Genomic DNA, 11,945 nt, shown 5'->3' on the forward strand with positions numbered 1-11,945 from the left:
TTTTTTTCATGCCGCTGCGCCGAGCGCCGGCGTCACGCGCGGAACGTGATCGGCAGGCCGGCCTGTTGCGTCGCGTAGTCGGTCAGTGCGGAGAAGAACTCGGTGCCGGTGCGCGTATCGCGCCATTCGCCGTCCACGAACCGGTAGTGGAATCCACCGGCCTTCGCGGCGATCCACAGCTCCTTCATCGGCGGCTGCAGATTGACGATGATCTTCGAGCCGTTCTCGAACGTCAGCGTCAGCACGCTGCCGTTGCGCTCCAGATCGATGTCGTGATCGCCGTCGTTCGCGGCGTCGACGGTACGTTCCACGGCCGCCAGCACGGCCTCTGCGCGAGCCAGGTATTCAGTATCGGACATGCTAAACTCTATCGGTTAAATTGTTCAGGGACGATCATGCGAGTCGTTTTCCGGATGAGCGCGATTGTAGCGGCTTTGGCGATTCTTGCCGGCTGCGGTCAACGCGGTCCGCTCTATCTGCCCACCGTGCCCCCGTTGCCGGCCAAGCCCATTCAGCAGCAGGACACGCCGCCGTCGGACGTCACGCCGACCGATGAAAACGCGTCGTACGACAGCATCCCCGACTCTTCCGGCACGCCGCTGACACTGTCGCCGGAGCTCTCGAGCAGCACGTCGAAGGCGGCAACGGCAGCATCGAGCCCGGCGGCCGCGAAGTAATCGAGCGCTGCGCCGCTCGCGGTTCACCTGTCGACACGACAAAAGGCGATGACTCCCCGTCATCGCCTTTTGTTTTTCCGCGCGTGCGTCGTTCATCGTCACGCGCGAATGCGACGTCGGCTCCATTCGAACAGCCGCCAGCCGAGCAGCACGGCGACGATCGCCGCGTACAGCTTCGGCTGCGCGAGATCGTGCTTGCCGGCCCGCATCCACCAGAAATGCAGCACGCCGAACAGCGCGATCGCATAGATCGCCCGGTGCAACGTCGCCCAATGACGGCCGAGCCGACGCGCCATCGCACGCGGCGACGTCGCGGCCAGCGGAATCAACAGCACGAACGCGGCGAAACCGACGGTGATGAACGGACGCTTGCCGACGTCCTTCAGGATCGCCAGCACGTCGAACCACTTGTCGAACCACACGTACGTTGCGAAGTGCAGCGTCGCGTAAAAGAACGCGAACAACCCGATCATCCGGCGCAAGCGCAGCAACGCGGCCACGCCCGTCATGCGCCGCAGCGGCGTGACAGCGAGCGTGGCGCAGAGGATCACGAGCGTCCACCGGCCGGTGGAGCGCGTGATGAATTCGATCGGGTTCGCGCCGAGCCGGTGGGTCAGCCCGAACAGCACCAGACGCGCGAGCGGATAAAGGCCGACCGCAAACACCAGCAGCCTGGCCGGCACAAGCCAGCGCTGCGGCGCAGCCCGCGCCGCAGTGCCCGCCCGCGCAACACCGGCGGCCGCCGCACGCGGGCTGGACGCCCGCTGCGGCTCCAGCGTCGACGGATGCATGTCGTTTCTCACGGTCGTCGCACTCAGAAGTTCTTCTTCAGGTCCATGCCCTGATACATCGATGCGACCAGATCGCCGTAGCCGTTGAACATCAGCGTCTTGCGCTTCGGCGTGAAGAACCCGTCGTCGCCGATCCGCCGCTCGGTCGCCTGGCTCCAGCGCGGGTGGTCGACATTCGGATTCACGTTCGAATAAAAGCCGTATTCGTTCGATGCGTAGGTGTTCCAGCTCGTCTTCGGCTGCTTGTCGACGAAGCGGATCTTCACCAGCGACTTCGCGCTCTTGAAGCCGTACTTCCACGGCACGACGATACGCACCGGCGCGCCGTTCTGATTCGGCAGCACCTGGCCGTAGACGCCCATCGTCAGCAGCGTGAGCGGGTTCATCGCCTCGTCCATGCGCAGCCCTTCGGAGTAAGGCCAGTCGAGTACCGGCGTCGACAGCCCCGGCATCTGCGACGGATCGGCCAGCGTGATGAACTGCACATATTTCGCGTTGCCGGTCGGCTGCACGCGCTTGACCAGTTCGGAGAACGGCACGCCGATCCACGGAATCACCATCGACCAGCCCTCGACGCAGCGCAGCCGGTACACGCGCTCCTCGAGCGGCGCCAGCTTCAGCAGTTCGTCGAGATCGAACACCTTCGGATGCAGCACCTCGCCTTCGACGCTCACCCGCCACGGGCGCGGCCGCAGCGTGCCGGCGTTCTGCGCCGGGTCGCCCTTGTCGGTGCCGAATTCGTAGAAGTTGTTGTAGGACGTGATGTCCTTGAACGGCGTGACCTTGTCGGCCGCGATGAATTTCGGATTGGTCTTCGCCGCGAGCTTCGCGGCCCGCGCGTCGGGCGACGCATACGCGCCGAAGGCCGCGCCGCTGCCGCCGAGCAATCCGCCCGCCGCCGCAAGGCCAGCCGCCTGCAATACGCGGCGCCGGTTCTCGAACACAGCGCGCGCGGTGATCTCGCTCGGCGCAATGTCGGCGCCGGTCAACAGGTTGCGCAGGGAATCCCTGATCCACATGGTGCTGCTCCTCATGCATGCGCGGCGCGCACGCTTCATCTGCGTTCGACCCGGCCCGTCATGCGCCGTTCGACGCGCGGCGCGCCCGTCGGTAACAAAAGAAAACCGCCGGGGCACGCAGTGCGCCGGCGGTCTTTTGTCGGACCCGCATCGGAAATCTTACAGCTTGCCGTAGCTGTGCAGCCCGGACAGGAACATGTTGACGCCGAGGAACGCGAACGTCGTCACGAGCAGGCCCGTGAGCGCCCACCATGCGGCGACCGTGCCGCGCAGCCCCTTCATCAGGCGCATGTGCAGCCACGCCGCGTAATTGAGCCACACGATCAGCGCCCAGGTTTCCTTCGGATCCCAGCTCCAGTAGCCGCCCCACGCTTCCGCCGCCCACAGCGCGCCGAGAATCGTCGCGATCGTGAAGAACGCGAAGCCGACGGCGATCGACTTGTACATCACGTCGTCGAGCACGTCGAGCGTCGGCAGCCGATCGGCCAGCATGCCGCGTTCCTTCATCAGATACGCGACCGCCACCATCGCCGACAGCGCGAAGCTGCCGTAGCCGATGAAGTTCGCCGGCACGTGGATCTTCATCCACCAGCTCTGCAGCGCCGGCACGAGCGGCTGGATCTGCTGCGCGTCGCGCGCGACCGAGTACCACATCAGGAAGCCGACGGCCGCGCTGATCACGAGCAGCACGAACGCACCGAGCGCACGCGTGCCGTAATGGCCTTCGTAATACAGGTAGAGCAGCGCGGTGATCAGGCTGAACAGCACGAACACTTCATACAGGTTCGACACGGGGATATGCCCGACGTCGGCGCCGATCAGATAGGACTCGTACCAACGCACCATCAGGCCGACGAAGCCCATCAGCACGGCGGCCCACGTGAGCTTCTGGCCGATCGCGGAGCCCGTCGCGGCGCGCGCGAGCAGGCCGATCCAGTAGAAGATCGTCGCGAGCACGAACAAGGCGCTCATCCAGAGGATCGCCGACTGGCTCGACAGGAAGTACTTCAGGAAGAACGCCGAATCGGCGCGCGCGAGGTCGCCCTGGTAGATCTGGATCGACAGCAAGGACAGCACGGCGATCGCCGCCATCAGCAGCCGCGCGGGTTTCCAGCGCCAGCCGAGCACGACCAGCGCCGGCACCGTGCCGATCATCACTGCCTTGTCGTAGTAATTCATGTGCTCGTTGTAGTGCACGAACGCATAGCCCGCGCCGACCACGAGCGCCAGCGCGAACAGCCAGTCGAGCACGGACAGGCGCGAGAGGAACGGACGGCCGTCGAACAACGGCGCCGGATTCGGGGCCTTGACGGTCCCCGGACGGGAAGAGGAGGCTTGAGTGAGATCCATGATGTTACCGGGTGGAATTCTCGGAATCGGAATCGCCGCCGACGGGCGGGCGGGCAGTTGCAGCCGCGCCGGCGGGCGCGGCGTCGCGGGGTGCGGCGCCCAGGGCGGCGCCGGCCGCATCGCGCGTCTGCACGAATTCTTTCTCGAAATCGAACGTCTTGCGCGCCGTGGACATCGCCATCACCACTTCGACGCCCGCACCGGCATCCTTGAGCCAGAACCACAGGCGCCGCTCGCGCACGTAGAACATCGAGAAGATGCCGGCGACCAACAACAGGCTGCCAAGATACACCAGATTCTTGCCGGGCGCGCGCGTCAGCTGAAATACCGAGGCTTGCACCTGCTTGAAGGAATCGAGCTGCAAATAGACCGGCGATCCGTACAGGAAGCTGTCGGATAGCGCATTGATCGCGTTCTGCACGAAGCGGACCGTGTCGGCGCCCTGCTGGACGGCCGGCTCGCCGGCCCGCTCGCGCGCGATCTGCCAGACCTCCCACATCGAGCCCTCGAGCATGCGCAGCAGCAGGCTCGCCGCCTTTTCCTGCTCGGCCTTCGGCACCGACCGGTCGATGAAGGTGGCCACCGCCTGGAAGCCGCCGACCGGCTGCCCGTCCGCACCGCGACCGACGCTGTCGTCGCTCGCCGCAAAGAGGGTCAACACCTTGAACGCGCTGTCCTGCAACCGGCCGCGCAGCGACGCGTCGGTGGTCGGCAGCGAACGCTGGGCGAAACGGGCGGCGGCGTCCGCGCGCACCGCCGGATCCTCGAGCGCGGCGCGCAGGCGCATCCATTCGCCGATCGAATCCTCGCTGTCGGCCGGAATCCGCATGTAGCGGAACGCGTCGTTCGGGCTCGCGCGCACGCCCGCGAGGAACACGCGCGCGCCGCCCATGTCGACCGGCAGCATGTAGTTGTTGAACTCGCGCGCCTGGCCGTCCTTGCCGCGGATCTTGTACTGCACGGACGGCCCGATGTTATGAAGCTGCATCGGCTTCGACGTCTTCGCGCCCGAGCCGAGCCGTTCGTCGAACGCCTGCTTCAGCGACTCCGTCTTCGCCACGCCGCGCACGTCCGGCTTGCCGTTCGCGTCGGCCATGTTCTCGACGTTGATCGCGCGGAAGTCCGAGAACTCGATCGTGTCGCCGTCGCTGCCCGGCATCTGCAGCGGCGCCGTGCTGCCGATCGTGCCCTTCACGGCGAACGTCTTCGCGGTGTCGCCCGTCATCGGATAGGCCGTCATCTGCATCTGCGAGCCGCCGTCCTGGAAGCTCGACTGATAGATCGACACGCCCTTGTAGGTGAACGGCTTGTTCACTTCGACGCGCGCCGGAATCTTCCGGCCCGTCTCGCGATCGATCACGACGATGTCGCTCGCAAACAGCTTCGGCATCCCGGTCGTGTAGTAATCGACGATGAACTTGTTCAGCTGGATCGAGAACGGCAGGTCCTGGATCAACGAGCCGTTCGGCTGGTTGAGGATCGCGGTGGACACGAACTGGCCTTCGGGCACCCACGCGTAGCCGCGGAACGTCGGGTTCGACGCGGACAGCCGGTGATCGGGCGAGATCTCGCTGATCGTCGCGCTCGTATTGACCGGGCTCTTGCCGAACATCCACATCTGGAATTTGATCGGCAGGTTGCTGTCGAGCAGGCCGCCGATACAGATCACGACGATCGCCAGGTGCGCGGAAATGTAGCCCCACTTCGTCAGCGCGCCGCGTTTCGCGGAGATCAGCGTCGCGCCGTCGGTTTCGCGCACGACGTGCTTGTAGCCGCCCTTCGCGACGAATGCGGCGAGCGTCGCCGCGACGCTCGCGCGCGTGCCGGCAACGGTGTATTCGGCCTTGTGATGGAACGCGCGCAGGCTGCCTTCGCGGACCTTGTCCTTCCAGCTCTTCGCGTCGGCGAGCATCTTCGGCGCGTTGCGGATCACGCACAGCGAGATCGACGCGACCAGGAAGATCAGGATCAGCATGAACCACCACGCGCTGTACACGTTGTACAGGCCGAGCGAGCGGAAGATGTCCGCCCAGAACGGCCCGAACTGGTTCACGTAGTTCGGATAGGGGTCGTCCTGGGTCAGCACCGTGCCGATGATGCTCGCGATCGACAGCACCACCAACAGTGCGATCGCGAAGCGCATCGAGCTGATCAGCTCGATCGCGCGCCTGGACGCACTTTGACCCGACTTCGACTGCAACCCCGACGTGGTAACGCTCATTCAAACTCCGACTGACAACAAAAAAGGGCAAGGCGGCCGCAAGCATGCGGCGCCCCACCCTTTTCTTGTTCTGACTCCGGCCGCCGTTCCGGCGACCGGTCATTCCATTCGCGACGGACCGCTCAACGCAGGCCCGCGATGTAATCCGCGACGGCCTTGATCTCGGTGTCCGACAGACGCGAGGCGATCTGATGCATCGCCTCGTTGTTGTTGCGCGCGCCGGCACCTTGCTGGAACGCGGTCAACTGGGCCACCGTGTAATCGGCCCACTGCCCCGACAGACGCGGGTACTGGACCGGTATCCCTTGCCCCGTCGGCCCGTGGCAGCTCGCACAGGCCGGTACGCCCTTTTCCGCGATGCCGCCGCGATAGATCTTCTGGCCGATCGGCACGGTCGCCGCATCGCGTGCGGTGCCGAGCTTGGTCGTTTGCGAGCCGTAATACGCGGCGACGTTGCGCATGTCGTCCGCGCTCAATGCGCTCGCAAATCCGACCATCACCGAATTGTTCCGCGCCGGCCCCTTCGCGCCCGGCTGCGTCTTGAAGTCGTTCAACTGCTTGACCAAATATTCGGGATGCTGACCGGCGAGCTTCGGGAAACTGCCCGACGCACTGTTGCCGTCGGCGCCGTGACACGACGCGCACACCTGCCCGGCAATCGCCTTGCCGCGGTCCAGATCCGGCTTTGCCGCACCTGCCGCATTTGCCTCCGCCACGAAACCTACGAATCCTGCTGCAACCTGAAGCACCATCAGAGACTTGCACAGTCGATTCATTCGCACACCCTGTTTCGTCTTGTGGGAATTTGAGGTTCTGCAAAAAACGACGTCGACCAGTCTACCGCAGAAGCTGCATAAAAGCGCGAGGCGGGCGCCCGCAACCCTTCGGCAAAACCGCCGTATTGTACAATATCGCGTTGAAAGCTCCCGCGCCTATCGGGGCTACCCCGCCTCCACCAAGCGGCTCGCGCCGCCCGTCCCACCGGTTTCCCCCATGGCCTTTTTGCTCCATCAAGCTCGCTTCTACACGACCGTCAACCATCTGCGCGACCTGCCGCCGACGGTGCAGCCGGAAATCGCATTCGCGGGCCGTTCGAATGCCGGCAAATCGACGGCGATCAACGTGCTGTGCAATCAGAAGCGACTCGCGTTCGCGTCGAAGACGCCCGGTCGCACGCAGCACATCAACTACTTCTCGGTCGGCCCCGCCGCGGAGCCCGTCGCGAACCTCGTCGACCTGCCCGGCTACGGCTATGCGGAAGTGCCCGGGGCCGCGAAGGCCCACTGGGAAATGCTGCTGTCGTCCTATCTCGCGACGCGCTCGCAGCTCTGCGGCCTGATCCTGATGATGGATTCGCGCCGCCCGCTGACCGACCTCGATCGCCGGATGATCGAGTGGTTCGCCCCGACCGGCAAGCCGATCCACACGCTGCTGACGAAGTGCGACAAATTGACGCGACAAGAGAGCATCAACGCGCTGCGCAACACGCAGAAAGGGCTCGACGCGTACCGCGACCAGGGCGTGAAGGGCAAGCTGACCGTCCAGCTGTTCTCGGCGCTGAAGCGCACGGGGCTCGACGAGGCGCACGAATTGATCGAGAGCTGGCTGCGGCCGTCCGTCGCCGACGCAGAAGGCGCACCTGTAGCACAATGAACGGGCAGCGCTCGGCCGGCAGCGGCCGGGCGCACCTGACGGTGTCTGCGGATTCGGCCGGCTCATAAAAAAACCCGCCGTCGAACGGCGGGTCAAACAGCCTAATCGAAAAACGACAGGCACCCGCTCAGGGAGGAGAAGCGGGGAGCAGCACGCAACGCGCGCCGCTCGATCGCTATCATATACCAACGATCTCGAAAATGACCTAAGGGATCCGTAAGGTCCTTCTTGCCCCGATTTCATTCACATCGCACATGAGCTTCCATCCTCTTCATCGTCCGCGCCGCATGCGCCGCGACGACTTCTCCCGGCGCCTGATGCGCGAAAACCGCCTGACCACCGACGACCTGATCTATCCGGTGTTCGTCGTCGACGGCACCAACCAACGCCAGCCGGTGCCGTCGATGCCGGGCGTCGAGCGCGTATCGGTCGACCTGCTGATGCACGTCGCCGAACAGTGCGTCGAACTCGGCGTGCCCGTGCTGTCGCTGTTTCCGGCCATCGAAACGTCGCTGAAAACGCCTGACGGCCGCGAGGCGGCCAACCCGGAAGGGCTGATTCCGCGCGCGGTGCGCGAGCTGAAGAAGCGCTTCCCCGAACTCGGCGTGCTGACCGACGTCGCGCTCGATCCGTACACGAGCCACGGCCAGGACGGCGTGCTCGACGAGAACGGCTACGTGATCAACGACGACACGATCGAAATCCTGATCGAACAGGCGCGCGCGCAGGCGGAAGCCGGCGTCGACATCGTCGCGCCGTCCGACATGATGGATGGCCGCATCGGCGCAGTGCGTGAAATGCTCGAAAGCGACGGGCATATCCATACGCGCATCATGGCCTATTCGGCCAAGTTCGCGTCCGCGTTCTACGGTCCGTTCCGCGACGCGGTCGGCTCGGCGTCGAATCTGGGCAAGGGCAACAAGATGACCTACCAGATGGACCCGGCGAACAGCGACGAAGCGTTGCGCGAGGTGCGCCTCGACATCGACGAAGGCGCCGACATGGTGATGGTCAAGCCGGGCATGCCGTATCTCGACATCGTGCGCCGCGTGAAGGACGAGTTCCGCTTCCCGACGTACGTGTACCAGGTGAGCGGCGAATACGCGATGCTGAAGGCGGCCGCGATGAACGGCTGGCTCGACCACGACAAGGTCGTGCTCGAATCGCTGCTCGCATTCAAGCGTGCGGGCGCCGACGGCGTGCTCACGTACTTCGCGCTCGATGCGGCGCGGCTGCTGAAGGCGCAGCGCTGAGCCGCGCTGCCGATCGGCACGCAAGATGAAAAAACGGCGGGACACCGAAGTGTCCCGCCGTTTTTTTGTGCGCTGGGCGGCCAGGTCGGTCCAGCTCGGATCAGACCGTCGGCACCGCTGCGCGATCGAGGCTGCGCAGGAACGTGTCGGCTGCCTGATAGCCGACCACCCGGCCGATCTCGTTACCGTTGCGATCGAAGAAGATGATGCCCGGCGGGCCGAACAGGTTGAACCGCTTGAGCAGTGCCTGATCGTCGGAATTGTTCGCGGTGACGTCCGCGCGCACCAGATGCAGCTGCGCGAGCCGCGCCTGCACGCGCGAATCGGTGAACGTCAGATGCTCCATCTCCTTGCAGCTCACGCACCAGTCCGCATAGAAATCGAGCATCACGGGCCGGCTCGACGTCTTCAGCAGCGCGTCGAGTTCGCCGCTGGAGCGCACCGCGGCGAACGCGGGCGCAGCCTGCCCGGCCGCCTGGCCGGCCGCCGACGTCGCAGCGCCCGACGCAACCGTACGCGCGGCCAGCACGGCGAGCGGCTTCACCGGATCGGTCGAACCGGCGGCCAGGCCGACGAGCAGCGTCGCCGCCCAGATCGCGAGCGCGGCGCCGAGGCCGCGGCCGAACCGGCGCCAGATGGAGGCGGCTCCGGCATGGGGCGTGAACAGTCCGAGCGCCGCTGCGGCGATCAGCAACCACAACGCGGCGAGCATCATCTTCAGGCCGCCCGCCAGCACCGGCCATACGATCCAGAGCGCGGCGGCGAGCAGCACGATGCCGAAGAACACCTTGACGCCATCCATCCATGCGCCGGCGCGCGGCAGCACCGTGCCGGCGCCGAGCCCCACGACGAGCAGCGGCACGCCGAGCCCGAGCCCCATGGCGAACAGCGCCGCGCCGCCGAGGAACGCGTTGCCGGTGTGCGCGATGAAGGCGAGCACCGCGAACAGCGGCGCCGTCATGCATGCGCCGACGACCAGCGCCGACAGTGCACCCATCGCGGCAACCGCGGCGAAATGGCCGCCCTGGCGCGCGCTCGACACCTGCGCCGCGCCGTTCTGCCAGCGCGCCGGCAGCATGAGGTCCTTGCCGGAGATCAGCGACACCGCGAACGCGGTGAGCAGCAAGCCGAAGGCGCCGAGCACCCACGGATTCTGCAGCCATGCGCCGAGGCTCTGGCCGACCAGCGCGGCAGCGATGCCGAGCGCCGTATAGACGAGCGCCATGCCGACCACATACGTCAGCGACAGCGCAAAGCCGCGCGCATGCGTTGCGCGCGTGCCCTGGCCGATGATGATCGCGGAGACGATCGGAATCATCGGGTACGAACACGGCAGCAGGCTCAACACGACGCCTGCGACGAAATACAGCGCGACGATCGTGAGGAAGCCGTGCCCCTCGAGCAGCGATTGCGCGAAATCCGCGCTGGTGACCTTGTCGAACCAGCTGCCCGATGCGGCCGCGCCGTCAGCCGCTGCGGCCGCGCCGAGCGCCGCGCCGTCGATCTTCACGACGTGTTCGGCGGGCGGGTAGCAGATCCCTTCGTCGGCGCACCCTTGCGACGTCACCGTGAGCTCGAACGGCCCGGCCGCCTGCTTGACCGGCACGTGGACCACGACGTCGTCGCGATAGGTTTCGACTTCCTTCTGGAACGTCTGGTCGAACTTCACGTGGCCGGGCGGAAACTGCGGCGCGCCGAGCGTCGCATTGCCGCTCTTCACCGCGAACGCGAACCGCTCGCGGTAAAGGTAATAGCCGTTGGCGATCTTGAAGCGGACGTCGACCTGTCCCGGGGCTTCGCTCGCGCTGAACTTGAATGCGACCGACGGATCGAGAAAATCGTCGGCCGCGCGCGCGACCGACGGGCCGCCCAGCACCAGCACGAACGACAACAGAGCCGCGAATGCGCGCAGCGCGCGCACGGAAAGCGCCATACCGTTAAACATGAAATAGACGTTGAGTTTCGCTCGTCACCCACTGGCCGTACGCGGCAGAGGCCGCGGCCTGCCACGAGACGATTTCGGGCGTCTCGTAAGGATGATGCGCGAGGATGAATCGCTCCAGTTCCAGCGAGCGCACCGCGCTCGTCTTGAACAGCAACTGGATCTCGTCGGCCGTTTCGACCTTGCCCTGCCAGTGATAGCGCGACTTGATCGTACCGAGCTCCGATACGCAGGCGGCAAGCCGCGCGTCGAGCGCGCCGGTGGCGAGGGCCTCAGCCGTTGCTGCATCGGGCACCGTCGTCAGCATCAACACCACCATACGCACTCTCCTGGCTGATTTCCGCGCTTCGGCCGCCCGCTGCGCGCACCTCGCGCCCTCGACAGCCCCTTATCGTAGCGCAGCGCGCGCAACGTTGCCGGCAGCGGCCGGTGAAAATCGATCGCGACGCGGCGCCGCCAAAAAGCAAAAAGGGCCAAGCAATTGCTCGGCCCTTTCGGATTCTGCTACGTACCGAAGCTTATTCAGCTTCTTGCACGTTTTCCGTTTCGTCGACTTCCGGACGATCGAGCAGCTCGACCAGTGCCATCGGTGCGTTGTCGCCGACGCGGAAGCCGAACTTCAGCACGCGCAGGTAGCCGCCCGGACGGTTCGCGAAACGCGGACCGAGGACGTCGAACAGCTTCGCGACCGAGTCACGATCGCGCAGGCGGTTGAATGCCAGGCGACGGTTTGCCAGCGACGGCTTCTTGCCGAGCGTGATCAGCGGCTCGACGACTTTACGGAGTTCCTTCGCCTTCGGCAGCGTCGTCTTGATGACTTCGTGCTCGATCAGCGAGTTGGACATGTTACGGAGCATAGCCAGACGGTGGCTGCTCGTGCGGTTCAGTTTCCGCAGACCATGACGATGGCGCATTTCAGTTTCCTTGATTCAAAGTTTTGATCCAGCTCTTCTATCGCACCTCGGCGGGTGCACGGGCCGGTAACGAAAAAGGCAAGATGCGGATTTTAAAGGAAAATCCGCATCTTTGCCAACTACGA

12 protein-coding genes are annotated in these 11,945 nt (G+C 65.3%); 3 read left to right on the forward strand and 9 right to left on the reverse strand.

The window, feature by feature from the left end; genetic code table 11:
• Positions 1-32: 32 nt before the first annotated feature.
• Complete coding sequence (cyaY, locus tag EX20_RS14940) at positions 33-359, reverse strand: iron donor protein CyaY (RefSeq protein ID WP_011883019.1); 327 nt, start codon at positions 357-359, stop codon at positions 33-35.
• Between the two features lie 36 nt (positions 360-395).
• On the opposite strand from cyaY, the gene lptM reads away from it, so the two are divergent.
• A complete protein-coding gene (lptM, locus tag EX20_RS14945) occupies positions 396-677 on the forward strand; it encodes an LPS translocon maturation chaperone LptM (RefSeq protein ID WP_034194009.1) in 282 nt (93 codons plus the stop codon).
• 98 nt (positions 678-775) lie between these two features.
• Here the strand turns inward: lptM and msrQ are convergent, their stop codons facing one another.
• The 5 genes from msrQ to EX20_RS14970 form a co-directional block, all read right to left on the reverse strand.
• A complete protein-coding gene (gene msrQ / locus EX20_RS14950; protein WP_034194010.1) occupies positions 776-1,468 on the reverse strand; it encodes a protein-methionine-sulfoxide reductase heme-binding subunit MsrQ in 693 nt (230 codons plus the stop codon).
• Positions 1,469-1,491: 23 nt separating this feature from the next.
• On the reverse strand, positions 1,492-2,487 hold the full coding sequence (gene msrP, locus EX20_RS14955) for a protein-methionine-sulfoxide reductase catalytic subunit MsrP (RefSeq protein WP_034194016.1): 996 nt from the start codon (positions 2,485-2,487) through the stop codon (positions 1,492-1,494).
• A gap of 159 nt (positions 2,488-2,646) precedes the next feature.
• Complete coding sequence (gene ccsB, locus EX20_RS14960; RefSeq protein ID WP_011883015.1) at positions 2,647-3,837, reverse strand: c-type cytochrome biogenesis protein CcsB; 1,191 nt, start codon at positions 3,835-3,837, stop codon at positions 2,647-2,649.
• Positions 3,838-3,841: 4 nt separating this feature from the next.
• Positions 3,842-6,058: a cytochrome c biogenesis protein ResB gene (locus EX20_RS14965; RefSeq protein ID WP_014722288.1), complete on the reverse strand. Its 2,217-nt coding sequence runs from the start codon at positions 6,056-6,058 to the stop codon at positions 3,842-3,844.
• Between the two features lie 122 nt (positions 6,059-6,180).
• Positions 6,181-6,834, reverse strand: coding sequence for a c-type cytochrome (locus EX20_RS14970; RefSeq protein ID WP_034194011.1), 654 nt, complete (start codon positions 6,832-6,834; stop codon positions 6,181-6,183).
• 217 nt (positions 6,835-7,051) lie between these two features.
• Between EX20_RS14970 and yihA the strand changes: the two genes are divergently transcribed.
• Entirely contained in the window at positions 7,052-7,711 is a 660-nt protein-coding gene (gene yihA, locus EX20_RS14975; RefSeq protein WP_011883012.1) for a ribosome biogenesis GTP-binding protein YihA/YsxC, read from the forward strand.
• Positions 7,712-7,965: 254 nt separating this feature from the next.
• A complete protein-coding gene (hemB, locus tag EX20_RS14980; protein ID WP_011883011.1) occupies positions 7,966-8,964 on the forward strand; it encodes a porphobilinogen synthase in 999 nt (332 codons plus the stop codon).
• 100 nt (positions 8,965-9,064) lie between these two features.
• Here hemB and dsbD read toward each other — a convergent pair whose 3' ends face one another.
• The 3 genes from dsbD to rplQ all read right to left on the reverse strand — a co-directional run bounded on the left by dsbD (position 9,065) and on the right by rplQ (position 11,820).
• Positions 9,065-10,909 (reverse strand): protein-disulfide reductase DsbD, encoded by a 1,845-nt coding sequence (gene dsbD, locus EX20_RS14985; protein WP_034194012.1) that lies wholly within the window; start codon positions 10,907-10,909, stop codon positions 9,065-9,067.
• Positions 10,902-11,225 carry a divalent-cation tolerance protein CutA gene (gene cutA / locus EX20_RS14990; protein ID WP_014722285.1) on the reverse strand — a complete coding sequence of 108 codons (324 nt, stop codon included), beginning with the start codon at positions 11,223-11,225 and terminating at the stop codon, positions 10,902-10,904. Before cutA ends, dsbD begins: the two co-directional genes overlap by 8 nt.
• A gap of 199 nt (positions 11,226-11,424) precedes the next feature.
• Positions 11,425-11,820 carry a 50S ribosomal protein L17 gene (rplQ, locus tag EX20_RS14995; RefSeq protein WP_006477175.1) on the reverse strand — a complete coding sequence of 132 codons (396 nt, stop codon included), beginning with the start codon at positions 11,818-11,820 and terminating at the stop codon, positions 11,425-11,427.
• Between the last annotated feature and the right edge of the window lie 125 nt (positions 11,821-11,945).

It is taken from the genome of Burkholderia sp. WP42, from assembly GCF_000745665.1.
In the GTDB taxonomy this organism is placed as follows: domain Bacteria; phylum Pseudomonadota; class Gammaproteobacteria; order Burkholderiales; family Burkholderiaceae; genus Burkholderia; species Burkholderia vietnamiensis.

Bases quoted from the DNA above. Each gene is read 5' to 3' on its own strand.
- lptM (WP_034194009.1), top strand. From the start codon at position 396: ATGCGAGTCGTTTTCCGGATGAGCGCGATTGTAGCGGCTTTGGCGATT.
- EX20_RS14970 (WP_034194011.1), bottom strand. From the start codon at position 6,834: ATGAATCGACTGTGCAAGTCTCTGATGGTGCTTCAGGTTGCAGCAGGA.
- dsbD (WP_034194012.1), bottom strand. From the start codon at position 10,909: ATGTTTAACGGTATGGCGCTTTCCGTGCGCGCGCTGCGCGCATTCGCG.
- msrP (WP_034194016.1), bottom strand. From the start codon at position 2,487: ATGTGGATCAGGGATTCCCTGCGCAACCTGTTGACCGGCGCCGACATT.
- ccsB (WP_011883015.1), bottom strand. From the start codon at position 3,837: ATGGATCTCACTCAAGCCTCCTCTTCCCGTCCGGGGACCGTCAAGGCC.
- cutA (WP_014722285.1), bottom strand. From the start codon at position 11,225: ATGGTGGTGTTGATGCTGACGACGGTGCCCGATGCAGCAACGGCTGAG.
- EX20_RS14965 (WP_014722288.1), bottom strand. From the start codon at position 6,058: ATGAGCGTTACCACGTCGGGGTTGCAGTCGAAGTCGGGTCAAAGTGCG.
- rplQ (WP_006477175.1), bottom strand. From the start codon at position 11,820: ATGCGCCATCGTCATGGTCTGCGGAAACTGAACCGCACGAGCAGCCAC.
- cyaY (WP_011883019.1), bottom strand. From the start codon at position 359: ATGTCCGATACTGAATACCTGGCTCGCGCAGAGGCCGTGCTGGCGGCC.
- hemB (WP_011883011.1), top strand. From the start codon at position 7,966: ATGAGCTTCCATCCTCTTCATCGTCCGCGCCGCATGCGCCGCGACGAC.
- yihA (WP_011883012.1), top strand. From the start codon at position 7,052: ATGGCCTTTTTGCTCCATCAAGCTCGCTTCTACACGACCGTCAACCAT.
- msrQ (WP_034194010.1), bottom strand. From the start codon at position 1,468: ATGCATCCGTCGACGCTGGAGCCGCAGCGGGCGTCCAGCCCGCGTGCG.